The sequence below is a fragment of the Burkholderia sp. AU19243 genome, from assembly GCF_018148075.1.
GTDB lineage: Bacteria > Pseudomonadota > Gammaproteobacteria > Burkholderiales > Burkholderiaceae > Burkholderia > Burkholderia latens_A.
In genome coordinates, this window is the sequence record NZ_JAGSTV010000009.1 from 84983 (window position 1) to 109922 (window position 24940).

General features: G+C 66.6%; 23 protein-coding genes. 14 read left to right on the plus strand and 9 right to left on the minus strand.

The genetic code is table 11. From position 1 onward, the window contains the following. The first annotated feature begins 24 nt into the window (after nt 1-24). On the plus strand, nt 25-1272 hold the full coding sequence (locus tag KDW55_RS18210) for an aconitase X (RefSeq protein ID WP_212160477.1): 1248 nt from the start codon (nt 25-27) through the stop codon (nt 1270-1272). Further along, nucleotides 1265-1714, plus strand: coding sequence for a DUF126 domain-containing protein (locus KDW55_RS18215; RefSeq protein WP_212160476.1), 450 nt, complete (start codon nt 1265-1267; stop codon nt 1712-1714). Before KDW55_RS18210 ends, KDW55_RS18215 begins: the two co-directional genes overlap by 8 nt. Nucleotides 1715-1723: 9 nt before the next feature. On the opposite strand, the gene KDW55_RS18220 is transcribed toward KDW55_RS18215, so the two are convergent. Further along, complete coding sequence (locus KDW55_RS18220) at nt 1724-2806, minus strand: AraC family transcriptional regulator (RefSeq protein WP_212160475.1); 1083 nt, start codon at nt 2804-2806, stop codon at nt 1724-1726. A 75-nt stretch (nt 2807-2881) separates the two neighbouring features. Between KDW55_RS18220 and KDW55_RS18225 the strand changes: the two genes are divergently transcribed. Further along, nucleotides 2882-4915, plus strand: coding sequence for an NADPH-dependent 2,4-dienoyl-CoA reductase (locus KDW55_RS18225; protein WP_212160473.1), 2034 nt, complete (start codon nt 2882-2884; stop codon nt 4913-4915). 184 nt (nt 4916-5099) lie between these two features. On the opposite strand, the gene KDW55_RS18230 is transcribed toward KDW55_RS18225, so the two are convergent. Both KDW55_RS18230 and KDW55_RS18235 read right to left on the minus strand, forming a co-directional pair. Next, complete coding sequence (locus tag KDW55_RS18230) at nt 5100-5504, minus strand: DUF2471 family protein (RefSeq protein WP_040139270.1); 405 nt, start codon at nt 5502-5504, stop codon at nt 5100-5102. 188 nt (nt 5505-5692) lie between these two features. Continuing rightward, nucleotides 5693-6586: a LysR family transcriptional regulator gene (locus KDW55_RS18235; RefSeq protein WP_212160472.1), complete on the minus strand. Its 894-nt coding sequence runs from the start codon at nt 6584-6586 to the stop codon at nt 5693-5695. Between the two features lie 86 nt (nt 6587-6672). Here KDW55_RS18235 and KDW55_RS18240 point away from each other — a divergent pair, with 86 nt between their 5' ends. After that, nucleotides 6673-7458, plus strand: coding sequence for an NAD(P)H-dependent oxidoreductase (locus KDW55_RS18240; RefSeq protein ID WP_059545214.1), 786 nt, complete (start codon nt 6673-6675; stop codon nt 7456-7458). A gap of 137 nt (nt 7459-7595) precedes the next feature. Here the strand turns inward: KDW55_RS18240 and catC are convergent, their stop codons facing one another. From catC to KDW55_RS18255, 3 genes are read right to left on the minus strand one after another with little or no spacing between them, the layout of a single operon-like run. Then, entirely contained in the window at nt 7596-7886 is a 291-nt protein-coding gene (gene catC, locus KDW55_RS18245) for a muconolactone Delta-isomerase (protein WP_040139273.1), read from the minus strand. A 42-nt stretch (nt 7887-7928) separates the two neighbouring features. Further along, a complete protein-coding gene (catA, locus tag KDW55_RS18250) occupies nt 7929-8831 on the minus strand; it encodes a catechol 1,2-dioxygenase (protein ID WP_040139274.1) in 903 nt (300 codons plus the stop codon). Between the two features lie 36 nt (nt 8832-8867). Continuing rightward, entirely contained in the window at nt 8868-10001 is a 1134-nt protein-coding gene (locus KDW55_RS18255; RefSeq protein WP_059545218.1) for a muconate/chloromuconate family cycloisomerase, read from the minus strand. Between the two features lie 91 nt (nt 10002-10092). Between KDW55_RS18255 and KDW55_RS18260 the strand changes: the two genes are divergently transcribed. Beyond that, nucleotides 10093-10983, plus strand: coding sequence for a LysR family transcriptional regulator (locus KDW55_RS18260; protein ID WP_040139276.1), 891 nt, complete (start codon nt 10093-10095; stop codon nt 10981-10983). A 332-nt stretch (nt 10984-11315) separates the two neighbouring features. Here KDW55_RS18260 and andR read toward each other — a convergent pair whose 3' ends face one another. Continuing rightward, nucleotides 11316-12275, minus strand: coding sequence for an anthranilate 1,2-dioxygenase regulatory protein AndR (andR, locus tag KDW55_RS18265; RefSeq protein ID WP_040139277.1), 960 nt, complete (start codon nt 12273-12275; stop codon nt 11316-11318). Between the two features lie 209 nt (nt 12276-12484). Between andR and andAc the strand changes: the two genes are divergently transcribed. The 5 genes from andAc to KDW55_RS18290 all read left to right on the plus strand — a co-directional run bounded on the left by andAc (nt 12485) and on the right by KDW55_RS18290 (nt 17261). Then, complete coding sequence (gene andAc / locus KDW55_RS18270; protein WP_040139278.1) at nt 12485-13756, plus strand: anthranilate 1,2-dioxygenase large subunit AndAc; 1272 nt, start codon at nt 12485-12487, stop codon at nt 13754-13756. Nucleotides 13757-13773: 17 nt separating this feature from the next. Beyond that, a complete protein-coding gene (andAd, locus tag KDW55_RS18275) occupies nt 13774-14259 on the plus strand; it encodes an anthranilate 1,2-dioxygenase small subunit AndAd (RefSeq protein WP_040139279.1) in 486 nt (161 codons plus the stop codon). Nucleotides 14260-14285: 26 nt separating this feature from the next. Further along, nucleotides 14286-14612 (plus strand): anthranilate 1,2-dioxygenase ferredoxin subunit AndAb, encoded by a 327-nt coding sequence (andAb, locus tag KDW55_RS18280; protein WP_040139280.1) that lies wholly within the window; start codon nt 14286-14288, stop codon nt 14610-14612. Next, nucleotides 14602-15822 (plus strand): anthranilate 1,2-dioxygenase system ferredoxin--NAD(+) reductase, encoded by a 1221-nt coding sequence (gene andAa / locus KDW55_RS18285; RefSeq protein WP_069242686.1) that lies wholly within the window; start codon nt 14602-14604, stop codon nt 15820-15822. Before andAb ends, andAa begins: the two co-directional genes overlap by 11 nt. Nucleotides 15823-15974: 152 nt before the next feature. Then, on the plus strand, nt 15975-17261 hold the full coding sequence (locus KDW55_RS18290; protein WP_059545223.1) for a DUF445 domain-containing protein: 1287 nt from the start codon (nt 15975-15977) through the stop codon (nt 17259-17261). A gap of 34 nt (nt 17262-17295) precedes the next feature. Here KDW55_RS18290 and KDW55_RS18295 read toward each other — a convergent pair whose 3' ends face one another. Together KDW55_RS18295 and KDW55_RS18300 are read right to left on the minus strand one after the other, a co-directional pair. Continuing rightward, nucleotides 17296-17595, minus strand: a complete 300-nt coding sequence (locus tag KDW55_RS18295) for an addiction module antidote protein (protein WP_006756590.1) — start codon at nt 17593-17595, stop codon at nt 17296-17298. A 3-nt stretch (nt 17596-17598) separates the two neighbouring features. Then, nucleotides 17599-17916, minus strand: a complete 318-nt coding sequence (locus KDW55_RS18300; protein WP_156789083.1) for a type II toxin-antitoxin system RelE/ParE family toxin — start codon at nt 17914-17916, stop codon at nt 17599-17601. 392 nt (nt 17917-18308) lie between these two features. Here KDW55_RS18300 and KDW55_RS18305 point away from each other — a divergent pair, with 392 nt between their 5' ends. The 4 genes from KDW55_RS18305 to KDW55_RS18320 all read left to right on the plus strand — a co-directional run bounded on the left by KDW55_RS18305 (nt 18309) and on the right by KDW55_RS18320 (nt 24851). After that, nucleotides 18309-19949: an acetolactate synthase large subunit gene (locus KDW55_RS18305; protein ID WP_069242688.1), complete on the plus strand. Its 1641-nt coding sequence runs from the start codon at nt 18309-18311 to the stop codon at nt 19947-19949. A gap of 29 nt (nt 19950-19978) precedes the next feature. After that, nucleotides 19979-21412, plus strand: a complete 1434-nt coding sequence (locus KDW55_RS18310) for an aldehyde dehydrogenase family protein (RefSeq protein WP_040139285.1) — start codon at nt 19979-19981, stop codon at nt 21410-21412. A 248-nt stretch (nt 21413-21660) separates the two neighbouring features. Beyond that, complete coding sequence (locus KDW55_RS18315; protein ID WP_059545226.1) at nt 21661-23244, plus strand: Na+/H+ antiporter; 1584 nt, start codon at nt 21661-21663, stop codon at nt 23242-23244. Nucleotides 23245-23717: 473 nt separating this feature from the next. Next, complete coding sequence (locus KDW55_RS18320) at nt 23718-24851, plus strand: hybrid sensor histidine kinase/response regulator (protein WP_040139287.1); 1134 nt, start codon at nt 23718-23720, stop codon at nt 24849-24851. Nucleotides 24852-24940: the final 89 nt, after the last annotated feature.

Sequence of the window (24940 nt, forward strand, 5' to 3'; positions counted from 1 at the left end):
CCGGACGAGACACGAGGAGCACCCATGCTGCAGTTGAGCGAGCGCGACGACGCGATGTTGCGCGGCGCATTCGGCGACGGCGTCGCACGCGCGATGCGCATCGTCGCGCGCACGGCCGACGTGATGTCCGCGCCGCATCTGATCGACATCACGTGCGCGCATATCGACGGCTGTCTTTATCACGGCCGGACGAGCCTTGACTTCGTCGAGTATTTCGTCGACACCGGCGCGCAGGTCGCGGTGCCCACCACGCTGAACGTCGGGTCGCTCGACCTGATCCATCCCGAGCTTTATCACGGCGACCGCGCGATTCAGCGCGACGCGCAGCGGCTGATGGATGCGCACCTGCAGCTCGGTTGCGAATCGAGCTTCACGTGCGCGCCGTATCAGCTGAAGAATCGTCCGCGTGCCGGCGAGCAGATCGCATGGGCCGAATCCAATGCGATCGTGTTCGCCAACTCCGTGCTCGGCGCGCGCACCAGCCGCTACGGCGATTTTCTCGATCTGGCCGCAGCAATCACCGGCCGCACGCCGTATGCGGGGCTGCACGTCGAAGCGAATCGCGCGGCGCGGATCGTGTTCAACGCGCCGGATTTCGGCGACCGGCCGTCGCGCGACATTTATTTCGCAGCGCTCGGGCTGTTGGTCGGCCGTATCGCGGGCGCGGTCGTGCCCGCGATCGTCGGGCTGCCGCCGAATACCACGGAAGACGAACTGAAGGCGCTCGGCGCGGCCGCCGCGTCGAGCGGCGCCGTCGCGCTGTTCCACGCGGTGGGCGTCACGCCCGAGGCGCCGACGCTCGACGCCGCGCTGCACGGTCGCGCGGCCGAGCGCGTCGTCAACGTCGCGCTCGCCGATCTGGACGACGTCCGCCGCACGCTGAACCACGGCGCGGCAGGCGACACGCTCGTCGCGGTCGCGCTCGGCACGCCGCACTTCTCGCTGGCCGAATTCCGCACGCTCGATGCGCTGCTCGACCAGTTCGACGGCAAGCCCAAGTGCGATTTCTACGTGAACACGAGCCGCTTCTTGCTGTGGGAGCTCGGCGAGCTCGGGCTTGCGGAGAAATTCGACGCGCGCGGTATCCAGATCGTCGTCGATACGTGCACGTACATCACGCCGGTGATGAAACAGCTGTCCGGCCTCGTGATGACCAATTCGGGGAAATGGGCGTCGTATGCGCCCGCGAACATCGGCGTCACGGTCGCTTACGGCAGCATGCGCGAGTGCGTGCGTTCCGCGTTCGAAGGAAAGGTGCGATTCGATGACTGACGCAACGATTCGGACACTGACGGGCGACACGCTCGTGCCGGGCGGCGCGTGCGCGCACACGATCGTCCTCGACAAGCCGCTCAGCTTCTGGGGCGGCTACGACTCCGGCGCCGGACAGATGGTCGATCGCGGGCACCCGCAGGCCGGCGCGAGCCTCGCCGGCCGGATCATGGTCATGCCGCACGCGAAGGGATCGAGCTCGAGCAGCAGCGTGCTCGCGGAAGCGGTGCGCAACGGCACGGGGCCGGTCGGGATCGTGCTGAAGGAGCGCGACCTGATCATTTCGATCGGCGCGATCGTCGCCGCCGAACTGTATGCGATCGCGGTGCCGGTCGTATGCGTGACGGATGCCGTGTATGACGCGATCGTCGCCGCGCGCGGCGACGTGCGCATCGATGCACGCGAAGGCGACGGCGGCGCGCGGATTTACGTCGGCAACTGACTGTCCGGCTTATTCGCGCGCGCGCGCGCCGGCCGTTTCCCGATACGCGCTGGGCGTCTGCCCGGCCCAGCGCCGGAACGCCCGAGTGAAATTCGCCGGGTCGGTAAATTGCAGCCGCTCGGCGATCGTCTTCAGGTCGAGATCGGATGCGGCAAGCAACTGCTTCGCGTCGCGAAACCGCGCTTCGTCCAGCAGCGTCCGATAGCTCGAACCGGCTTCCTCGAGCCGGCGCCGCAACGTGCGCGTCGACACCAGCAGCGCGTCGGCGAGCGCGTCCGGGCCCGGATAGCCGCCGTCCGTTCTCGCGAGTTCCGCGCGCACGCGTTCGACGAGATCGCCTTCGTCCTGGCGCACCTGCGCATATTCGCGCTCCACCTGCACGAGGGCCTGCCGGTGCGCGACTTCGTCGGCGAGCGGCAGCGGCCAGTCGAGCACGTCGCGCGCGACCCACAGCGCATTCGCCGCGCAGCCGAATTCGACCGGCGGAAGCGTGTCGCGATAGCGCGCGAAATAGCCGGGTTCCGGCCAGGCGAAGCGCAGGGCGATCGACGGCGACGCGCGCCCCGACCACTGCGCGATGTTCTGCGTGAGCCCGGTCAGCACGAACTCGAACATCACATGATGCTGCAGCACGGGGCTCGCCTGCACGCCGTGCAGCTCGAGCGTCGCGCCGTGTTCGTCTTCGGTATAGGTCAGACGGTATTGGCGATTGCGCATCCGGAAGTAGCGCTGCGTGACGACGAGCGCGGCGCGGATGTCCGGCGCGGTCAGCGTCGCATAGCCGAGAAAGCCGTGAACGGTCGGCTTCAGCAGCAACCCGAACGCGAGCCCGATGCCCGGATCGCCGCCGATCTCGATCGCGTTGAGCACGAGCCGGCCCCATTGCGATGGTGCGACGCGCGCGTCCGGTTCGGCCAGCACCGCGTCGCGCAACCCGGTGCCCGCGCGAACCGCGGCGAGATCCACGCCGCGCGCGGCCAGCGCCTGCAGCAGCAGGCGCGTATAGGCGACCGGAATCGTCGGCCGGCGTAGCCCGAGAGGGTCCTTGCGTGGCGGGGAGGTCATGTGTTTTTGGCCGGAAATGACAAGCATTATGGCTGTTTGACCCCTCACGTTCAAGGCGGCGCGCGGCCTACGATCACATTCATCGCAAACCGCAGACCGACGATGACAACCTCTTTTCCGCACCTGCTCGCGCCGCTCGACCTCGGATTCACCACGCTGAAGAATCGCGTGCTGATGGGTTCGATGCATACGGGCCTCGAGGACAGCCGCAAGACGCTGCCGCGGCTCGCCGACTACTTCGCCGAACGCGCGCGCGGCGGCGTCGGCCTGATCGTGACCGGCGGCTTTGCGCCGAACGTGGCCGGCTGGACCAAGCCGTTCGGCGGCACGCTGATGACGTCGGCCGGCGCACGCCGGCATCGCGTGATCACCGACGCCGTGCATGAGCACGACGGCAAGATCGCGTTGCAGATCCTGCATACCGGCCGCTACGGCTACCACCCGTTTGCCGTCGCGCCGTCGAAGATCAAGTCGCCGATTTCGCCGTTCGCGCCGCATGAACTGAGCGCGCGCGGTGTCGAGCGGCAGATCCGCGCGTTCGTCCGCTGCGCGCAGCTCGCACGCGAGGCCGGCTACGACGGCGTCGAGATCATGGGCTCCGAGGGCTACCTGATCAACCAGTTCATTTCGATGCATACGAACAAGCGCCGCGACCAGTGGGGCGGTTCGTACGAGAACCGGATCCGGCTGCCGATCGAAATCGTCCAGCGCACGCGCGAAGCGGTCGGGCGCGATTTCATCCTGATCTATCGGCTGTCGATGCTCGACCTGATTCCGGACGGCAGCGACTGGAGCGAGACCGTGCAGCTTGCGAAGGCCGTCGAGCGCGCGGGCGCGACCATCATCAACACGGGAATCGGCTGGCACGAGGCGCGCGTGCCGACGATCGCGACGTCGGTGCCGCGTGGCGCGTTCGCGTGGGTGACGAAGAAGATGAAGGGCGAGGTCGGCATCCCGCTCGTGACGACCAACCGGATCAACCGGCCCGAAGTGGCCGAGCAAATCCTCGCGGACGGTTGCGCGGACATGGTGTCGATGGCGCGTCCGCTGCTCGCGGATGCGGAGTTCGTCGTCAAGGCGGCGCAGGGGCGCGCCGACGAAATCAACACCTGCATCGGCTGCAACCAGGCGTGTCTCGATCATGCGTTCAAGAACAGGATCGCTTCGTGCCTGCTGAACCCGCGCGCATGCCACGAGACCGAGCTGATCTACGCACCGGCGCAGCAGCCGAAGCGCATCGCGGTGGTCGGTGCGGGGCCGGCCGGGCTTGCGTGCTCGACCGTGCTCGCGCAACGTGGCCATCAGGTCGACCTGTTCGACGCGGCGGCCGAGATCGGCGGCCAGTTCAACATGGCAAAGCGGATTCCGGGCAAGGAGGAATTCGACGAAGCGCTGCGTTACTTCGGCCGGCAGCTCGAGCTCACCGGCGTGAATCTGTATCTGAATCGCCGCGTCGACGCGAGCGACCTGATCGCGGGCGCTTACGACGAGATCGTGCTCGCGACCGGCGTTGCGCCGCGCGACCCGAAAATTCCCGGTCAGGACGGGGCGAACGTGCTCAGCTATATCGACGTGCTCGCCGGCCGGCAGCCGGTCGGGCGGCGAGTTGCGGTGGTCGGCGCGGGTGGTATCGGCTTTGATGTCGCCGAATACCTCGTACAGGACGGCGCGTCGCCGACGCTCGATCTCGAGGAATGGAAAGCCGAGTGGGGCGTGACGGATCCGGCCGCGACGCGCGGCGGCGTGACGCGCGCGCAGGTCGCGCCGCCCGCTCGCGAAGTGACGCTGCTGCAGCGCAAGGCCGCGCCGCTCGGCAAGGGCCTCGGCAAGACGACCGGCTGGATCCACCGTACGACGCTGAAGATGAAGCAGGTGAAGATGATCGGCGGCGTGAACTACGAGTTGATCGATGCGCGCGGGCTGCACGTGTCGTACGGCGAGCAGCGCACCGATCGCGAACTGATCGAGGCCGATACGATCGTGCTGTGCACGGGCCAGGAGCCGCAGCGTGCGCTGCTCGCGCCGCTGCAGGCGGCCGGACGCTCGGTGCACTTGATCGGCGGCGCGGAACTGGCCGCCGAACTCGATGCGAAGCGCGCGATCGACCAGGGTTCGCGGCTGGCCGCGCGGTTGTAACGCGGTGCGGCTTCGGGCATCGCGGCGGCGCGCGCGGCGCGATGGCCCGTGACGCGCGCTCCGACCATTGCCCGTTCGTACGACGTCGGCAGCATGACGCAACTGCGTGCGGCGTCGCCCTGCGGCGCGCCGACGCGATCCCGGCAGATTCCGGCAGATCGCGCCCGCTCCTTGCCGGCGTGCATCACGCCGCTTCGGCCCGCTCTTCTTCTTCAGCTTCGAGCATCGCCTTGACGATCAGGTAGACGGCCGGCAGGTCGTCGTCGTCGCGACGCCAGTCGACAGGCTCGTCGACGTCCGCCGCGACGAGCCGGCTGTCGCGAAGGCGAATGAACGCATTGACGACCGCCGGATCGTTGCGGCTCAGGAAACCGGCATTCGAGAACGCGAGTTCCTCCACGTTCAGCAGCGCCTGCCAGCTCATTGTGCGGGTGGCGGCCGGGTGAGTGCGGCGTCGCAGCCCGAGCGCGCGCTGCGCGGGGCCGCCGACGACGCGCTGCAGGTCGACCACCGCCCGCTGCGCGGCGCGTTCGAAGTGGACAGGATTGAAGCCGGGTTGCTCGGGATCGAATGCGGATGACTGGAACATGGTCGCCTCACAAAAGTCCGTCCGTCATGGATGACGGAATTCGGGTCAAATGGTGCAAAAGCACTGTAAATATATACAGTGTTCGGCGCGACAGCAAGTCCCGAATGAACCCGCGTGCGTGGCGACCGGTTTGGGACGACCGGCCGGTGGGCGCACGAGCGTGCGGTCGTTCGCTTCGGCGCGGCCATTCACACTGACGCGGCGATCGTTTCCCGCAGCCACCGATGCGCGGGATCGCGATGCACGCGTTCGTGCCACAGCATCGACATTTCATAGCCGGGAACATTGACCGGCGCTTCGACGACGCGCAACGCGGGCGTATTGCGCACCAGCCGCTCGGGCAGCATCGCGACGAGGTCGGTGCCGGCGATGGCCGACATCACGAACAGGAAGTGCGGCACCGACAGCGCGACGCGCCGTGTGGCGCCCGCTTGCGCGAGCACTTCGTCGGTCACGCCGAAAAAGCCGCCGCCGTCCGGCGATACGATCACGTGTTCCAGCGCGCCGAACTGCGCGAGCGTGGGCCGCCGCTTCAGCTTCGGATGCCCGGCCCGGCCGACGAGCACGTAGCGCTCGGTGAACAGCGGCAGGCGCCGCATCCCTTCCGGCGAGCCTTCGGTCGTATGAAACGCCAGGTCGATGCCGTTTCGTTCGGCATCCTGCTCGATGCGAGGCGGCACGAGCTCGACGACGGCGAGCCGGGTCGCGGGCGCGGCCGAGCGCAGCGTGTTCAGCGTTGGCAGGACGATCGTCGATTCGCCGTAGTCGGTCGCGGCCACGCGCCACGTGTTGGTCGCAGTCGCCGGATCGAACGGCGTGGCCGTCAGCACCGCGCGCTCGAGCCCCTCGAGCGCATCCCGCAGCGGCTCGCGCAGCGATTCCGCGCGCGCGGTCGGCCGCATTCCTCGTGGGCCAGGCAGCAGCAGCGGGTCGCCGAACAGGTCGCGCAGCTTCTGCAACTGCACGCTCACCGACGGTTGAGACATGTTCAGTTTTTCCGCGGCGCGCGTGACGTTGTGCTCGGCGAGCAGCACGTCGAGTGTGACCAGCAGGTTCAGATCCAGTCGTCTGAGATTGTTCATGGTTATACCTGGAATGTCAGGAATTCATTTCAACTATATCGGTTGAGACGGCATCCTGCAGTCATTCCATCCACGGAGCCAGGAAAATGAATGTGTTGATCGTCTATGCCCATCCGGAACCGCGATCGCTGAACGGTGCGTTGCGGGATTTCGCCGTCGCGCATCTCGAAGCGGCCGGCCACACGGTGCGGGTCACAGATCTGTATGCGATGAACTGGAAGGCCGCATTCGACGCGGACGACGTGCCCGACCGCGCGCCCGACGCCCGGTTCGATCCCGCGCTCGATTCGAAGCGTGCGTTCGAGACGGGCACGCAGCGCGACGACATCGCACGCGAACAGGAGAAACTGAAGTGGGCCGATGCGGTGATTCTGCAGTTTCCGCTGTGGTGGTTCTCGATGCCGGCGATCATGAAGGGCTGGGTCGAGCGTGTGTATGCGTACGGATTCGCGTACGGCGTTGGCGAGCATTCCGACCGGCATTGGGGCGACCGTTACGGCGAAGGATCGCTCGCGGGCAAGCGTGCGATGGTGATCGTGACGACGGGCGGATGGGAGTCGCACTACAGTGCGCGCGGCATCAACGGGCCGATCGACGACGTGCTGTTTCCGATCCAGCACGGGATTCTGTATTACCCCGGGTTCGACGTGTTGCCGCCGTTCGTGATCTACCGCGCCGGAAAAATGAACGATGCGCGCTTCGACGAAATCCGGGCGGCACTGGGCAAGCGTCTCGATGCGCTTTGGACGGCGCAGCCGATCCCGTTCCGGCGGCAGAATGCGGGCGATTACGAGATTCCGGCGCTGACGCTGAAGCCGGGAATCGCGCCGGGAGCGGTCGGATTCGCCGCGCATCTCGCCTTGGAGCCGTGATCGTCCCCGCATCGTCGCGATGCGGGACGACACCGGCATCCCGGGCTGCAAAACGACACGGGCGGCCAGCGAGCAAAGCGCCGGTCGCCCGTGTGCTTCCCGTCGCGCGGCCGGCTGGCGGCGCGCTTCAACGTGACTTACCGATCATCCTCCCGCACCGAAGACGGATGCCGGCATAGCGCGCGCACTTCCATCTCCATATACGGAAACAACGGCAGCTGACTCAGCACGTCATGCAGCTGCTGCACGCTCTCGACGTCGAAAATGCTGACGTTCGCATACTGCCCCGCGATCCGCCACAGATGCCGCCACACGCCTTCGTGCATCAGCCGCTGGCACATCGCCTTTTCTTCGGCCTTCAACGTGGCCGCCTTGACCGGGTCCATGTCCGCCGGCAGGCGGACGGTCATTTCCACATGAAACAGCATCCTCGCTCCTTGCGTTATCGATTCGTCGAACGGGACGGCCGCTCAGGCCTGCGCGCGCGCGCGCTCGACCTCGCTCGCGGGAACGTCCTGCTTGTCCTTCAGAAGCGTGAAATCGAAGTCGATCAGCGCGAACTGCCCGTCGACGCCGTACGGCTTGCCTTCCGCGCCTTCGGCCTGCCTGATCTTCGGGATCAGCCCTTCGCGCGTCGCGAATGCGAAATCGTCCCAGATATGCGGATCGCCTTCGATGTTGATCTGCGTCGTCAGCTTACGATATCCGTCCGCGGAAACGAAGAAGTGGATGTGCGCGGGACGGTGACCGTGTCGGCCGAGCAGATCGAGCAGCTGCTCGGTCTTGCTGCCCGGCGGCACGCTGTAGCCGACCGGCAGCACGCTGCGGAAGCTGTAGCGGCCGTCGGCATCGGTGCGGATCGAGCGGCGCAGATTGAACGCCGGCTGCGACTGGTCGAAGTACGAGTAGTTGCCCAGATGGTTCGCATGCCACACCTCGACGAGGGCGTTTGCAAGCGGCGCGCCGTCCTGGCCGAGCACCCGGCCGCGCATCACCAGCGTCTGGCCCGGATCGGTGCCGTCGTCGAGACGCGCATGGCCGACCGATTCCGGCGCGCCCGCGACGTACAGCGGCCCTTCGATCGTGCGCGGCGTGCCGCCGTGAAAGCCGGCCTTCTCCTCGGCCTCGTCCATCCGCACGTCGAGGAAGCGCTCGAGACCGAGGCCCGCCGCGATCAGCCCGAATTCGCGGCCGGCTTCGTTCAGGTAGTTCAGCGCGGTCCAGAATTCACTCGGCTGCACGTCGAAGTCCTCGATCGTGTAGCAGATGTCTTTCACGATCCGATTGACGATCGCGCGCACGCGCGGGTTGCCGGGTTTTTCCGCGGCGTCGTCGAAGGTCTTCAGCAGGGCGTCGATGGCTTGCTTGTTCATCTGTGTCTCCGGGTTCGGTTGTCGTGTCGTGTGTGATCAGCGGGCGCCGCGTCGCATCCGATCGATGCGGGCCCAGTCGAAGGTGATGCCGAGGCCGGGCGTGGCCGGCAGGTGCAGCTGGAAATTTTCGTAGCGCAGCGGCTCGACGAGGATTTCCTCCGTGAGCAGCAGCGGGCCGAACAGTTCGGTGCCCCATTTCAGCGCGCCGAACGTGCTGAACAGTTGCGCGGACGCCATCGTGCCGGCCGCGCCTTCGAGCATCGTGCCACCGTACAGGCCGATGCCGGCCGCGGCCGCGATCGACGCAACGCTCGCGGCGCCCAGCAGCCCGCCCGATTGCGCGATCTTCACCGCGAACACGTCGGCCGCGCGGTCCTGCGCGAGCGCGAATGCGTCGACCGGGCCGTGCAGCGCTTCGTCTGCCATGATCGGGATGTGCGCGAGTTGGGTGAGCCGCTTCAGTCCCGCGCGATTGGTCGCAGCGATCGGCTGCTCGACGAGGCTCACGCCGGCGTCGGCGAGGCGCGCGCCGGCGCGGATCGCGTCGGTTTCGCTCCATGCCTGGTTGACGTCCACGCGCACGTCGCCGCGCTCGCCGAGCGCGCGCTTGATTGCGATCACGTGCGCGACGTCGTCGTCGACCGCGTTCGAGCCGATCTTCAGCTTGAATGCGCGATGGCGGCGCGCGTCCAGCATCGCCTCGGCTTCCGCGATGTCGCGCTGCGTGTCGCCGCTCGCGAGCGTCCATGCGACGTCGACCGCGTCGGTTGTCCGGCCGCCGAACAGTTCGGATAGCGGCACGCCGACGCGGCGCGCGTGCGCGTCGAACAGCGCGGTTTCGAGCGCGCATTTCGCGAACCGGTTGCCCTGGAACAGCTTGCGCGCACGCGCCATCGCGGCGCCGGGGCGTGTTGCGTCCATCCCGTGCAGCAGCGGCGCGAAATACGTATCGATATTGACCTTGATGCTCTCGGGGCTCTCCTCGCCGTACGCGAGACCGCCGATCGTGGTCGCCTCGCCGACGCCTTCGATACCGTCCGTGCATCGAACGCGCACCAGCACGAGGGTCTGGCAATTCATCGTCGCGACCGACAGTTTGTGGGGCCGAATCGTCGGCACGTCGACGAGCAGCGTCTCGATGCGTTCGATGGTGGCGGCTGTTGCTATCATGCGATTCCTCCTGTTGGTGCACATGGTAGGAATTCCCGCCCGGCGTCGTCCAACACTCTTTCCGACTACTTCCATACCTTTGAGGCATGAAATGGAATTGCGCCAGCTCCGCTACTTCATCGCCGTCGCCGAGGAAATGAACATCACGCGCGCGGCGGAGCGGTTGCACATGACGCAGCCGCCGCTCAGCCGGCAGCTTCAGGCGATCGAGGACGAGCTCGGATTGCCGCTCTTCGAGCGCGGCGCGCGGCCGCTGAAACTGACCGACGCGGGCCGCGTGTTCTATGCGCAGGCGAAGCGCGTGGTCGAGCAGGCGGACGAGCTTGGCCCGCTGACGCGGCGACTCGCGCAATTGTCGGAGCGGATCGTGATCGGCTTCGTGCCGTCGACGCTTTATGGCGCGCTGCCGGACGTGATCCGCGCGTTTCGGCAGGCGCACCCGGATGTCGAGCTGTCGCTGATCGAAATGTTCACGCTCGAACAGCTTGGCGCGCTGAAGGGCGGCCGAATCGACGTAGGGTTCGGCCGCTTGCGCTTCGATGACGACCAGCTCGTGCGCGAGGCGCTGATCGAGGAAAAGCTCATCGCCGCGCTGCCGGCCGGGCACCGCCTTGCCGATCCTGACCGGCCGCTGACGCTCGCCGACATCGCGAACGAAACGCTGATCGTCTATCCGAGCACGCCGCGACCGAGCTTTGCCGACCAGCAGCTGTCCGCGCTGCGCGACGGCGCGCTCGTGCCGGCTGCGGTGCACGAGGTGCGCGAGCTGCAGACAGCGCTCGGGCTCGTCGCCGCGCAGGTGGGCGTGTCGCTGGTGCCGGAAAGCGTCGACGGCGTGCGGGTGAAGGGCGTCGTGTACCGGCGGTTGCCGGAGCCCACGGCGACGTCGCCGATCATCATGAGCCGCCGGCTGCACGGCGAGAGCGCGGCGACGACCGCATTCTGCGCGATTGCGCGGGAGATGATCGCGCCGGCAGGGTAGCGGCGTTCGTTCTCGTAGTGCTGCAACTAACGGTCTATTTCGACGTGGTCGGCGGAGTGTGGAACGGGCGGTGCGACGCGGCGGTCATCCGCGCCCGATACAGGCTAGGCGCCGGGCAAGGCTGCGCGCGGCTGGCGAGGCGGCAAGCGGCAAGCGGCAAGCGGCAAGCGGCAAGCGGCAAGTGGCAAGTGGCAAGCGGCAAGCGGCAAGCGGCAAACGGCAAACGGCAAACGGCAAGCGACAGGGCGACAGGCGACAGGCGACAAACGGCAACGCGACAAACGGCAACGCCGCAATCGCCAAGGCGCCCAACGCTGCAACCCCACGTCCACCTACCGCTTCCCGTCGAGCGTCTCCGACGGCGATTCGCCGAACTTCTCCCGATAAGCGATCGCGAATCGCCCGAGGTGCGTGAACCCGCAATCGAGCGCGATGTCGGCGATCCGCCGCTCTGATCGCGGCCCGCGCAGCAACTCCCTCGCGTGCTCGAGCCGCGTCGCCCGCAGGTATTGCATCGGGCTCATCCCGCGGAATTGCAGGAAAGCGTCGCGCAGCGTCCGCTCGGGCACGTTGGCGGCCTGGACGATGTCCGCGAGTTGCAGCGGCTGCGCGTAATGCGCGGCGATGAACTCCTGCGCGCGGCGCACGAACCCCGGCGCCGGATCGTGGCGCGAGCGCTGCAGCACCGACGGCGGGTGGCCTTCGATCAGCAGGTCGATCAGCAGATGCTCGAGTTGCGATGCGACACGCGGGTTCGCATTCGCGCGTTCGAGCAGTTCGGGCGAGCCGGCCACGAGCATCAGCTGCTGGCGCCACGCGGCGAGCGCGGCGTCGCTCACGTGCAGCACCGGGTCGAGCGTCGCGCGCGGGTCGCCGGTCAGCGCACCGACGGTCGCCGCGTCGATGCGCAGCACGAACTGTTCGCAGTCGGCCGACAGCACCGCGTCGAAGCGCTCGCCAGGCGCACACAGCACGCCCGTGTGCGCGTCGACGCCGAGCCGGCGTCCCATCGCGTGGACTTCGGCCTGCCCGGACAGGCAGAACATCAGCAGGTAATAGCCGTCGACGGCGTCGACCTGTACGCGCATCGCGTCGCCGAACGCGATGGTGCCGATCCCGAGGCCGCCGAGCCGCACGAAATCCATATGCGACGCGCCCTGCACGCGGCCGCTCGGCAGCAGCGCGTGCGGCTGCATCACGCGCGAGATCCGCTCGCGCGTCTCGTCGAGATCGCGGGATTCGAACAGCCGGTGCGCGCGCAGCGCAAACGGTTCGAACGACGTTGGGGACATGGGCATCGGCCTTGGAATAGACGCGCGCTTCGATCCGGCGAATGGGTCGCGATCGTGCGCGGGTCGCGTGTGTCGCCATGCTAGCGCAGAAATCCGCCGAAAGTGGATATTGCGCCGCCGCAATCGCACTTTCCGGATAGACGCCGAATATTAGCTTTTCAAAAATCGGCTCCATGCAATCAACGACACGGAACCACAAGGAGTCCGACATGGAGCAGACAGAATCGCCCGTCGTCTTCGCCGCGCGCGACGACGCATCCGACGTGCATTTTCCGCACGACGACGGTTCGCGCGTGCCGTACAAGGTATTCAGCTCGCGCGCCGTCTACGATCGCGAGCAGGAACGCATCTTCCGCGGGCCGACGTGGAACTTCGTCGCGCTGGAGGCGGAGATTCCGAAGGCCGGCGACTTCAAGAGCACGTTCGTCGGCGACACGCCGGTGGTGGTCACGCGCACCGAGGACGGCGCGCTGTCCGCGTGGGTGAACCGCTGCGCGCACCGCGGTGCGCAGGTTTGCCGCAAATCGCGCGGCAACGCGAGTTCGCACACGTGCGTGTACCACCAGTGGAGCTTCGACAATCAGGGCAACCTGCTCGGCGTGCCGTTCCGGCGCGGCCAGAAGGGCATGACCGGGATGCCGGCCGACTTCGACCCGAAGCAGCACGGGTTGCGCAAGCTGCGCGTGGACAGCTATCGCGGGCTCGTGTTCGCCACCTTCAGCGATGAAGTTGCGCCGCTGCCCGACTATCTCGGCGAGCAGATGCGCCCATGGATCGACCGGATCTTCCACAAGCCGATCGAGTATCTCGGCTGCACGCGCCAGTATTCGAAGTCGAACTGGAAGCTGTACATGGAGAACGTGAAGGATCCGTATCACGCGAGCATGCTGCACCTGTTCCATACGACCTTCAACATTTTCCGCGTCGGCATGAAGGCGCGCTCGATCCCGGATGCGAACCACGGGCTGCACAGCATCATCACGGTGACGAAGACGGGCGACGACACGTCCGCCGCATACAAGCAGCAGAACATTCGCTCGTTCGACGAAGGGTTCCATCTGGAAGACGAATCGATCCTCGATCTCGTGTCGGAATACGACGAGGACTGCACGAACCACATCCAGCCGATCTTCCCGCAGCTCGTGATCCAGCAGATCCACAACACGCTGGTCGCGCGGCAGATCCTGCCGAAGGGGCCGGACAACTTCGAGCTGATCTTCCACTTTTTCGGCTACGCGGACGACACGCCCGAACTGCGCGCGCTGCGCATCAAGCAGGCGAACCTGGTCGGCCCGGCCGGCTACATCTCGATGGAAGACACCGAGGCGACCGAACTCGTGCAGCGCGGCACCGTACGCGACGCCGACGCGACGTCGGTGATCGAGATGTCGCGCGGCAATCCGGACCAGCAGGACACGGTGATCACCGAAAGCCTGATCCGCAAGTTCTGGGTCGGTTATCAGAAGCTGATGGGCTATTGAAGCGGGAGCGCGCAACGATGGAAAACCTCACGGAAGACATGAAGACGTGGTTCGAGATTTACATGCTGCAGAACCGCTACATCGGCCATCTCGACAACGACCGGCTCGAACGCTGGCCGGAAATGTTCACCGAGGACTGCACGTACGAGATCGTGCCGAAGGAAAACGCGGATCTCGGGCTGCCGGTCGGGATCGTCCACTGCACGAACCAGCGGATGCTGCGCGACCGCGTGGTGTCGCTGCGGCATGCGAACATCTATGAAGAGCACACGTACCGGCACATGACGTCGGGCCTGACGATCGTCGCGCAGCGCGACGGCGAGATCGACACCGAAAGCAACTACGTGGTCGTGCAGACGCGCAGCAACGGCGAATCGAACGTGTATCAGGCCGGCAAGTACTACGACACGGTCGTGCGCACGCCCGACGGGCTGCGCTACAAGACCAAGCGCGTGATCTACGACACGTCGCGCGTGCAGACGCTGCTCGCGACCCCGATCTGACCGATCTGACGAAGCAAGGAATCGACATGACTGAAGCAACGCTCGCGCAATGGCATCCGCTGGGCGCATTCGACGAATTCTCCGAAGACGAACCGGCGGCGCGTGTCGCCGGTCAGAAACCGATCGCCGTGTTCCGGATCGGCGACGAACTGTTCGCGATGCACGACCTGTGTTCGCATGGTCACGCTCGGCTGTCGGAAGGCTATGTGGAAGACGGCTGTGTCGAATGCCCGCTGCACCAGGGCTTGATCGACATTCGCACGGGCGCGCCGAAATGCGCGCCGATCACCGAGCCGGTGCGGGTTTATCCGATCCGGATCGTCGACGGGCAGGTGGAAGTCAATGTCGACTGACCCGTTCGTGATCGTCGGGGCCGGCCATGCGGCCCGGCGCACCGCCGAGGCGCTGCGCGAGCGCGATGCCGCCGCGCGCATCGTGATGATCGGCGCGGAACGCGAACTGCCGTACGATCGTCCGGCACTGTCGAAGGACGCGCTGCTGAGCGACGGCGGCGAGCAGCGGGCGTTCATCCGCGACGCGGGATGGTACGACGCGCAGCGCATCGAGCTGCGGCTCGGCACACGCGTCGACGCGATCGAGCGCGCTGCGCAACGGGTTCGGCTCGACGACGGCGCGACGGTGCCATACGCGAAGCTCGTGCTCGCGACGGGCTCGCGCGTGCGCACGTTCGGCGGGCCGGTCGACGAAGGCGTCGTCCCGCATTACGTGCGTACCGTTGCCGATGCGCGTGCGTTGCGGGCGCGGCTCGCGCCGGGGCGTCGCGTGGCGGTGCTCGGCGGCGGGTTCATCGGCCTCGAAGTGGCGGCGGCCGCGCGCCAGCTCGGTTGCGACGTGACGGTGATCGATCCCGCGCCGCGCTTGTTGCAACGTGCGTTGCCCGAAGTCGTCGGCGCGTATGCACGGCAGTTGCATGACGCGCGCGGCGTGGTCTTCCGGATGGCGACGCTGCCGCGTGCGATCCGCCGCGCGCCGGGGGGCGGCGCGCTCGTCGAGACGGATCGCGGCGACGTGCCGGCCGACATCGTCGTGGTCGGCATCGGCGTCGTACCGAATGTCGAGCTCGCGCATGCGGCGGGGCTGGATGTCGACAACGGCATCCGCGTCGATGCGGGATGCCGCACCGCCGATCGCGCGATCTTCGCGGCGGGCGAGGTGACGATGCATTTCAATCCGCTGCTCGGGCGTCACGTGCGGATCGAGTCGTGGCAGGTTGCCGAGAACCAGCCGGCGGTGGCGGCCGCGAACCTGCTCGGCGCGGACGAAACGTATGCCGAGCTGCCGTGGCTGTGGTCCGATCAGTATGACTGCAACCTGCAGATGCTCGGGCTGTTCGGCAGCGAGCGGACTACCGTCGTGCGCGGCGATCCCGCGAATGGACCGTTCACGGTGTTCGGGCTCGGCGACGACGGGAAAATCGTGGCGGTGGCCGCCGCGAACCTGGGGCGAGACATCGGCGCGTCGCGCCGGCTGATCGCGGCAGGCGCCGCGCCCGATCCGGCGAAGCTCGCCGATCCGGCGGTGAACCTGAAAACGTTTCTGTGACGTGATGCGCGAACGCGGCCGGCTTGGCGGCGTTCGCGTCGGTTAGCGGGAACGTCGGCAGAGGCCCGTTTCGGCATGACACGCGCGGTGCGGGTTTGTCGTCGGTCGGCGATCGGTGCATATTAGCGGCATTGCCGTTGCACCGGTCGCCCATGACGCCAGACAAAGCCCTCGAACTGAAACGCAGCAAGCGCCGCGCGCTATGGCTGCTGCTGGCCGCCGTCGCCATATTCGTCACGACGATCCTGTTGCCGCGCGGCCCGTGGGTCGACGGCTTCAAGGCGGTGGCCGAAGCCGCGATGGTCGGCGCGCTCGCCGACTGGTTCGCGGTCGTCGCGCTGTTTCGTCGCGTGCCGATTCCGTTCGTGTCGCGCCACACCGAAATCATCCCGAAGAACAAGGACAAGATTGCGGACAACCTCGCGGTGTTCGTGCGCGAGAAATTCCTTGGCCCTGACGCGCTCGCCGCGCAGATTCGCCAGCACGATCCTGCGCAGAAGCTCGGCGCGTGGCTCGGCGAGCCGGCGAACACCGAAGCGCTCGGCGGCTACGCGACGAAGCTGATGAGCTTCGCGCTCGACATGACTGACGACGCGCGGATCCAGTCGTTCGTCCACGACGCGTTCCGCACGGTGATCGACCGGATCGACCTGTCGCAATCGGCGGGCGCGATCCTCGACACGCTGACGAAGGACGGCCGCCACCAGACGCTGCTCGACGATGCGATCGAACAGGTCGTCGACGTGCTCGACAAGGAGGAGAACCGCGAGGTGATCGCCGGCTTCATCGTCGAATGGCTGAAGACGCAATACCCGAAGGTCGAGAAGATCATGCCGACCCAGTGGTTCGGCGAGAACGGCGCGCGGATGCTCGCGAGCGCGGTGAGCCGCGTGCTCGAAGGCGTTGCGGCCGATCCCGAACACGAACTGCGGCAGCGCTTCGACCGCACGGTCGCGCGATTGACCGAGCGGCTGAAGCACGACCCGGCGTTCATCGCGAAAGGCGACGAGATCAAGCGCTACATTCGCGACGGCGATGCGTTCAACGTGTATGTGCGCGATCTGTGGGACCAGTTGCGCGCGTGGCTGAAGGCCGATCTCGCGCGCCCGGATTCGGCGTTGCACCGGCAGGCCGCGACGCTCGGCGGCTGGCTCGGCGCGCGGCTCGCGGAAAGCCCGGCGCTGCGCGCGTCGCTGAACGAGCACATCGAGCGGGCCGTGCACGAAATGGCGCCGGATTTCGCGGATTTCCTGATGCGTCACATACGCGATACGGTGCGCAACTGGGATGCGCGCGAAATGTCTCGGCAGATCGAGCTGAACATCGGCAAGGATCTGCAGTACATCCGCATCAACGGCACGCTGGTCGGCGGGCTGATCGGGCTCGGGCTCTACGTGGTGTCGCTCGTGCCGCGATGGGCGGCTGCCTGGCTGCATTGACGCGGCTGCGCCCGGCGCGCAGCGCGCGGCCGGCTCACGCGTGCGCCTTCGCGCCGTGCAGCTGCAGGCCGAGCGCCTTGATCACTTTCAGGATCGTGCCGAAGCTCGGATTGCCGTCGTGCGACAGCGCCTTGTACAGCCCTTCGCGCGACAGGCCGGCGTCGCGCGCGACCTGCGACATCCCGCGCGCGCGCGCGATCACGCCAAGCGCATGCGCGATGAAGGCCGGGTCGTCGCCGGCTTCCTGCAGACAGGCCTCGAAATACTCGGCCATGTCGTCGTCGGTTTTCAGGTGTTCGGCCGAATCCCACGGCCGGGTCTTGATCTTGTCCATCCGTTACTCCAGGTCGAGCCGTTCGAGCATCGCGTGCGCGGCGCGGATGTCCGCCTGTTGTGTCGACTTGTCACGGCCGCAGAGCAGGATCACCCATATCGTTTCGCGCCTCGCGTAGTAGACGCGATAGCCGGGGCCGTGGTCGATACGCATTTCGACGATCGGTGAGCCGGCGGATTTCCAGTCGCCCGGGTTGCCCATCGACAGACGGTCGATGCGCGCCTGGATGCGGCGCCGCGCGACGCGATCCGTAAGGGCGGCAAACCACGCGTCGAAGACGTCTGTGGTCCGGATACTGTACGAAGGCGAACTGTAGGGCATGGATTTCAGTATGTCAACCATGGTTCACAGATAGATTGAATCGAATTCGGTGCCGATACGGTACGGCCGTGCGCGCCGTTTGACGTCCAATTGGCCGTCAGGCCGATGCTGCGCGGGCGCCGGCCGCTGGTCATCCGGTCGAAGTCGCGATGCCGCGAATCCGTCTACAATCGAAAACGTTCCTGCCGCCCGCGCATGTTTTCGCTGTTTGCTGCGCGCGGGCGGATCCGTTTGTCCTCCTGCTCACGGAGGCGCCGCCGTGCGATGCGCGGCGGGCAATGCAATGGTTGCATCCGGTAGGTAAAGCGTCCGCGTGCCGTAGGCCGGCGCGCGTTCTGAACGCCGCGCGCCTGTAAGCCGGGCAAGGCGGCATCAACCGAGAGTCCCCACCCATGAAAGCATCGGATCTGTTCGTGAAGGCGCTGGAAGCCGAAGGCGTCGAGTACGTGTTCGGCATTCCCGGCGAGGAAAACCTCGATCTGCTCGAATCGCTGCGGCGATCGAAGATCAAGCTCGTGCTGACCCGGCACGAGCAGGCCGCCGGTTTCATGGCGGCCACGTACGGTCGTCTGACGGGGCGCACCGGCGTGTGTCTCGCGACGCTCGGGCCCGGTGCGACGAATTTCGTGACGGCCGCCGCGTACGCGCAACTCGGCGGCATGCCGATGCTGATGATCACCGGGCAGAAGCCGATCAAGTCGAGCAAACAGGGTCACTTCCAGATCGTCGACGTCGTCGACATGATGCAGCCGCTTACGAAGTTCACGCGGCAGATCGTGTCGATCGGCAATATTCCGGCGGCCGTGCGCGAGGCGTTTCGCCGTGCGGAGGAAGAGCGTCCGGGCGCCGCGCACCTCGAACTGCCGGAAGACATCGCGCATGAAGAGGGCGACGGCAAGCCGATTCCGCGCAGCTACAGCCGGCGGCCGGTGGCCGAGGAGAAGGCGGTCGCGCATGCGATCGACGCGATCCAGGCAGCACGTCATCCGCTGCTGATGATCGGCGCGGGCGGCAACCGCAAGACGACCTGCAAGATGCTGCTCGAATTCGTGAACAAGACGGGCATTCCGTTCTTCACGACGCAGATGGGCAAGGGCGTGATCGACGAAACGCATCCGCTGTGGCTCGGCAACGCGACGCTGTCCGACGGCGACTTCGTGCACCGCGCGATCGAGCATGCCGACTGCATCATCAACGTCGGCCACGACGTGATCGAGAAGCCGCCGTTCTTCATGCGCGCGGACGACAAAACGGTGATCCACGTGAACTTCCTCGGCGCGCAGGTCGACCCCGTCTATTTCCCGCAGATCGAAGTGGTCGGCGACATCGCGAACGCGGTATGGCAGATGAAGGAAGCGGTGACGCCGCAGTCGCACTGGGATTTCGAGCGCTTCACGATGATCAAGGAGCATTTCGACGCGCATCTGCAAAAGGGCCAGCACGATCCGCGCTTTCCGATGTATCCGGTGCGGATCGTGAACGATCTGTATAACGCGCTGCCGGTCGACGGGATCGTCTGCCTCGACAACGGGATGTACAAGATCTGGTTCGCGCGCTACTGGCGTGCGCATGAACCGAACTCGCTGCTGCTCGACAACGCGCTCGCGTCGATGGGCGCAGGATTGCCGTCGGCGATCGCGACGAAGATCGTGCATCCGCAGCGCAAGGTGATCGCCGTGTGCGGCGACGGCGGGTTCATGATGAATTCGCAGGAACTCGAAACGGCCGTGCGGCTGAAGCTCGACATCGTCGTGATGATCCTCCGCGACGACGCGTTCGGGATGATCCGCTGGAAGCAGGAAAACATGAACTTCCCCGATTTTGCGATGACGCTGAAGAACCCCGATTTCGTGTCGTATGCGCAAAGCTACGGCGCGCACGGGCATCGCGTCGAAGCCGCCGATGATCTCGAGCCGCTGCTGCGCGACTGTTTCTCGACGCCGGGCGTTCACGTGATCGACGTGCCGATCGACTATTCGGACAACGAGCGCGTGCTGAACCGCGAAATCAAGCGCCTGTCGGCGCAACTCTGAATTCCCCGTTCACCGGAAGGAGCCGTTCCATGTTGAAGGAAACCTATCCGTACTACCTCGCCAACGAGGCCGTCTACGCGAATACCGATCTGGAAGTGACCGACAAGTTCAGCGGGAAGGTCGCAACGCGCGTCGCGCTGGCCGATGCGAAGGCGATCGATGCGGCCATCGGCGCGGCGGTTGACGCGACGAAGCCGATGCGCGAACTGCCCGCCTACAAGCGGCAGGCGGTGCTCGACCACTGCGTCGCGCGTTTTCGCGAGCGCTTCGACGAACTGGCCGAGGCGCTCTGCATCGAGGCCGGCAAGCCGATCAACGATTCGAAGGGCGAAGTGACGCGGCTGATCGATACGTTTCGCGTCGCGTCCGAAGAGGCCGTGCGCATCGACGGCGAAGTGCTCAATCTGGAGATCTCCGCACGCGCGCAAGGCTACACCGGCTATACGCGGCGCGTGCCGATCGGCCCGTGCTCGTTCATCTCGCCATTCAACTTCCCGCTGAACCTTGCCGCGCACAAGGTCGCGCCCGCGCTGGCCGCCGGCTGCCCGTTCGTGCTGAAGCCCGCGAGCCGCACGCCGATCGGCGCGCTGATCATCGGCGAGGTGCTCGCGGAAACCGATCTGCCGAAGGGTGCGTTCTCGGTGTTGCCCGCGCATCGCGACGGCGCCGACCTGTTCACGACGGACGAGCGTTTCAGGCTGCTGTCGTTTACGGGCTCGCCGGCAGTCGGCTGGGCGCTGAAGGAGAAGGCGGGCAAGAAGAAAGTCGTGCTCGAGCTCGGCGGCAACGCGGCGGCGATCGTCGACGCGGATCAACGCGATCGGCTCGACTACGTGGTGGAGCGTCTCGCGTTCGGTGCGTTCTACCAGTCGGGCCAGAGCTGCATCGGCGTGCAGCGGATTCTCGTGCATGCCGATGTGTACGACGCGCTGCGCGAAAAACTGATCGCGAAGACGCGTTCGCTGAAGATGGGCGATCCGAAGGATCCGTCGACGTTTGTCGGGCCGATGATCTCCGAATCCGAATCGCGCCGGTTGTCGGGCTGGATGGATGCGGCCGTGGCCGCGGGCGCGAAGATTGTCGCGGGCGGCAAGGTGGACGGCGCGATGTTCGAGGCGACGCTGCTGGAAAACGTCGGCCGCGACCAGGATCTTTATCGCAAGGAGGCGTTTGGCCCGGTCGCGATTCTCGAGAAGTTCGACAGCTTCGACGATGCGCTCGCGCGCGTGAACGACAGCGACTTCGGGCTGCAGGCCGGCGTGTTCACCGATTCGCTCGCGCATGCGCAGCGCGCGTGGGACGAGCTGGAGGTCGGCGGGGTCGTGATCAACGACGTGCCGTCGTTCCGCGTCGACAACATGCCGTACGGCGGCGTGAAGGATTCGGGGCTCGGCCGCGAAGGGATCCGCTATGCGATCGAGGACATGACCGAGCCGCGGCTGATGGTCGTGCGCCGCCGCTAGCGGGCGCCGGCGCGGCGGCGCCGGCCGGCACGCGGGCGGGCGTTCGTGCCGGCCCGCGTGCCGTTCTCGTTCCGGCGTGCGCTCGGGCGAAAAGCCGGCCGGCGTTCGTGCACGGACGTGCCGCCGCCGCGCGTCGCGCGCCGAGCGCGCTCGACTGCAAGCATCGCATCATGATGTAATCGCGCGAAATGGTCGCCGGGGGTACGACACCGGCTGGCATGCGCATTCATTCTTCATGAGGTCGATCGATGTCCCCCGTCTCGGCGTTCAAGCTGGTTTTGCTGTCATTCCTCGCGATCGTCGCACTCGAATACATCGCGAAGCGGTTGCGATTGCCGCCCGCCGCCGCGCTGCTGATCGGCGGCATCGGCATCGCGTTCATTCCCGGGCTGCCGCACGTCAATCTCGATCCCGAACTCGTACTGCTCGTGTTCCTGCCGCCGCTGCTGATGGACGGTGCGTATTTCACCGTGTGGGAGGAATTCAAGCGCAACGTGGGCGGCATTCTGCTGCTCGCGATCGGCGCTGTCGTGTTCACGACGTTTGCGGTCGGCTTCGCGGTCCACTGGATCGTGCCGTCGCTGCCGTGGGCTGCGTGCTTCGCGCTCGGCGCGATCGTGTCGCCGCCCGATGCGGTCGCCGCGAAAGCGGTGCTCGAACGCGTCGCGTTGCCGCGCAGGCTGATGGTGCTGCTCGAAGGCGAAAGCCTGCTGAACGACGCGGCGGGGCTGGTGCTGTTCCGCTTCGCGGTCGCGGCCGCGTTGACGGGCGCGTTCAGCCTCGAGCACGCAGTCGTCCGCTTCGCGGAGCTCGGGCTCGGCGGCGTCGTGGTGGGCTTTCTGGTCGGCAAGCTCGTCGTGTGGTTCCTGAAGCTGCTCGACGACGACTATCTGGTGATTACCGTCGCGGTGATCGCCGGCTGGATCGCGTACATCGCCGGCGAAATGGTCGAGGTGTCGGGCGTAATCGCGACGGTGACGGCCGGCATGATCATCGGCTGGCACCAGCACGAAGTGTTTTCGGCAGCCGTGCGCACGCGTGGGACCGCGTTCTGGCAGGTGATCGTGTTCCTGCTCGAGGCGATGGTGTTCGTGCTGATCGGGTTGTCGCTGCGCGGTGCGATTCATCGGCTCGGCGGCTTCGGGCAGGTGCTCGGCACGATGATGCCGGCGGTGCTTGCCGTGCTCGCTGCCGTGATCGTGTCGCGCTTCGTGTGGGTCTACGCGGTCGAGGCGCTGAAGTGGCCCGTGCGCGGGATCGTCCGGCGCGGCGGCGCGCCCGACTGGAAGGCCGCGACGATCATGAGCTGGGCCGGCATGCGCGGGGTCGTGACGCTGGCGATCGCGCTGTCGCTGCCCGAGGCGATGCCGGGCCGCGACGTGATCCTGGTCGCGTCGTTCGCGGTGATTCTCGTCACCGTGCTGCTGCAGGGCACGACGATCGGGCCGCTGATCCGGCTGCTGCGCCTGCCGCCGAGCGAAGCGCGCGCAGCGCACCATCTGACCGAGCCGCAGACGTGGGCGTACATCGAGGCGGCACAGCTCGCGGCAATCCAGCCGCTGGTGCGCGACGACAGCGGCAACGTCATTCATCCGCGCCTGCTGGAGCAATACACGTATCGCGCGGAGCTGACCGAGCGCACGAAGAACGAGCCCGAGTACCCGGCGGAAATCCGTGTTGCGCACTACGACGTCGTGCTGGCCGCGATCAAGGCCGGCCGCGCGGAATTGTTGCGCCTGCACCGTTCGGGGCACATCCACGACGAGATGCTGCACATGGTCGAGCGCGATCTCGATCTGCAGGAAGTGTCCGCGCAGCACGCGCGCGGGTAAGCCCGTCGCGCGGCTCCGCCCGGCGCGGGGCGCGGCGATGCTCGCTGCGGCCGCTGCGGCCGCTGCGGTTTGCGCCGCGCACCGGCGCTGTGCGCCGCGATCGGCGCGGCCGCGGAACCCGGTCCCGATACGATCGACGCACCACCCTTGCAGCGCATGCAAGCCTCGCGGCGCCGGCTTCGCAAACGTTATCGTCGTTCGCGTCCGGAAATGATCTGATTTAACCGAACCCCGCTCTTTCACCATATTTGGCAAAACTAAACCGGAAGGAGATAGATGCTGTGTTCTAATTTCATTTAGAATCAGCTGGTTATCTTTATTGAGAGAAAGCGTGCGGAGGTAATACGACCGTCGGCGGGGAAAATCGGCGTTCGGATCCCCGCGAGCCAATGCCGACAGGCCACATCGGCAACAACAGGCGGATTTCTCAACCGCTAAATCAAGATGGCGTCCAAGTCGGATAAACAACTCCCATGAAAGAATCAATTGGAGATTTGGCGTTTGAAACGGTATTTATGAAAGAATCGAGCGGTGAAAATGCGCCGGATTGCCTTGAATCGGGACTGTCGGTTCTGCTCGTTGACGATCAGCCGTTCGTCGGCGAGGTGATCCGCCGCGCGCTGCGCGGCGAGCACGATATCGACCTGCACGTGTGCACCGACGCGCACCGGGCGATGGCACTCGCGCGCGACGTGAAGCCGACGGTCATCCTGCAGGATCTCGTGATGCCGGACATCGACGGTCTCGATCTCGTGCGCGCGTGGCGTGCCGACGCCGAGACCGCGCGTGTGCCGATCATCGTGCTGTCGGCGAAGGAGGAGCCGATCGTCAAGCGCGAGGCGTTCATCGCCGGCGCGAACGACTATCTCGTGAAGCTCCCCGACGCGATGGAGCTGACCGCGCGCATCCGCTATCACTCGAATTCGTATCTGATGTCGCGGCAACGCGACGAAGCGCTGGATTTCCTGTCGCACGACATGCGCTCGCCGCAGACGTCGATCCTCGCGCTGCTCGAGGTCTATCGCAACGAGCACGGCGACATGCCGGCGATCATGGAGCGCATTGCCGGCCACGCGCGGCGCGCGCTCGCGCTCGCCGACGGGTTCATCCATCTGACGCGCGCGCAGTCCGAGCGCCGCGCGCACGAGGTTCTGAGCCTGAACGAGATCGTGCTCGACGCCGTCGACCAGCTGTGGGAGAAGGCGGCCGGCTTCGGCAGTCGCGTCGTCGCGCACGTGCCCGACACAGCCGGCGTGACGATGGGCGACCGCATGATGCTCACGCGCGCGGTCGCGAACCTGATCGACAACGCGCTGAAGTACGGGCCGGCCGGCACGGACGTGCACTGCACGTTGAGCGATGACGGCGGTGCGTGGCTGATCGGGGTCGAGGACGCCGGCGCCGGCATCGCGCCCGAGCAGCGCACGGCCGCGACGGAGTCGTTCGTGCGGCTCGAATCCGCGCATGGTGCGGCGCGCAGCGGCTTCGGCCTGGGGCTGGCGTTCGTCCGTGCGACCGCCGCGCGGCATCGCGGCCAGATCCTGATGCGCAATACCGCGCGCGGCTTCATGGTCGCGCTGCGGTTGCCGGCGCAGGCGGAGCGGTAATGTCGCGGCGCAGCCCGCCGCGGCCGCGCTGCCGGAGAGACCCGATGCGCTCGTGGCGCGCCGTGCGGCGCGCAGGCGGGCGCGGATTT

Bases quoted from the DNA above. Each gene is read 5' to 3' on its own strand.
- andAb (WP_040139280.1), top strand. From the start codon at position 14,286: ATGACTGAAGCAACGCTCGCGCAATGGCATCCGCTGGGCGCATTCGAC.
- catA (WP_040139274.1), bottom strand. From the start codon at position 8,831: ATGAACAAGCAAGCCATCGACGCCCTGCTGAAGACCTTCGACGACGCC.
- KDW55_RS18255 (WP_059545218.1), bottom strand. From the start codon at position 10,001: ATGATAGCAACAGCCGCCACCATCGAACGCATCGAGACGCTGCTCGTC.
- KDW55_RS18310 (WP_040139285.1), top strand. From the start codon at position 19,979: ATGTTGAAGGAAACCTATCCGTACTACCTCGCCAACGAGGCCGTCTAC.
- KDW55_RS18235 (WP_212160472.1), bottom strand. From the start codon at position 6,586: ATGAACAATCTCAGACGACTGGATCTGAACCTGCTGGTCACACTCGAC.
- andAd (WP_040139279.1), top strand. From the start codon at position 13,774: ATGGAAAACCTCACGGAAGACATGAAGACGTGGTTCGAGATTTACATG.
- KDW55_RS18300 (WP_156789083.1), bottom strand. From the start codon at position 17,916: ATGCCCTACAGTTCGCCTTCGTACAGTATCCGGACCACAGACGTCTTC.
- andR (WP_040139277.1), bottom strand. From the start codon at position 12,275: ATGTCCCCAACGTCGTTCGAACCGTTTGCGCTGCGCGCGCACCGGCTG.
- KDW55_RS18220 (WP_212160475.1), bottom strand. From the start codon at position 2,806: ATGCTTGTCATTTCCGGCCAAAAACACATGACCTCCCCGCCACGCAAG.
- catC (WP_040139273.1), bottom strand. From the start codon at position 7,886: ATGCTGTTTCATGTGGAAATGACCGTCCGCCTGCCGGCGGACATGGAC.
- KDW55_RS18315 (WP_059545226.1), top strand. From the start codon at position 21,661: ATGTCCCCCGTCTCGGCGTTCAAGCTGGTTTTGCTGTCATTCCTCGCG.
- KDW55_RS18320 (WP_040139287.1), top strand. From the start codon at position 23,718: ATGAAAGAATCAATTGGAGATTTGGCGTTTGAAACGGTATTTATGAAA.
- KDW55_RS18240 (WP_059545214.1), top strand. From the start codon at position 6,673: ATGAATGTGTTGATCGTCTATGCCCATCCGGAACCGCGATCGCTGAAC.
- KDW55_RS18225 (WP_212160473.1), top strand. From the start codon at position 2,882: ATGACAACCTCTTTTCCGCACCTGCTCGCGCCGCTCGACCTCGGATTC.
- KDW55_RS18230 (WP_040139270.1), bottom strand. From the start codon at position 5,504: ATGTTCCAGTCATCCGCATTCGATCCCGAGCAACCCGGCTTCAATCCT.
- KDW55_RS18260 (WP_040139276.1), top strand. From the start codon at position 10,093: ATGGAATTGCGCCAGCTCCGCTACTTCATCGCCGTCGCCGAGGAAATG.
- KDW55_RS18290 (WP_059545223.1), top strand. From the start codon at position 15,975: ATGACGCCAGACAAAGCCCTCGAACTGAAACGCAGCAAGCGCCGCGCG.
- KDW55_RS18210 (WP_212160477.1), top strand. From the start codon at position 25: ATGCTGCAGTTGAGCGAGCGCGACGACGCGATGTTGCGCGGCGCATTC.
- KDW55_RS18215 (WP_212160476.1), top strand. From the start codon at position 1,265: ATGACTGACGCAACGATTCGGACACTGACGGGCGACACGCTCGTGCCG.
- andAa (WP_069242686.1), top strand. From the start codon at position 14,602: ATGTCGACTGACCCGTTCGTGATCGTCGGGGCCGGCCATGCGGCCCGG.
- KDW55_RS18295 (WP_006756590.1), bottom strand. From the start codon at position 17,595: ATGGACAAGATCAAGACCCGGCCGTGGGATTCGGCCGAACACCTGAAA.
- KDW55_RS18305 (WP_069242688.1), top strand. From the start codon at position 18,309: ATGAAAGCATCGGATCTGTTCGTGAAGGCGCTGGAAGCCGAAGGCGTC.
- andAc (WP_040139278.1), top strand. From the start codon at position 12,485: ATGGAGCAGACAGAATCGCCCGTCGTCTTCGCCGCGCGCGACGACGCA.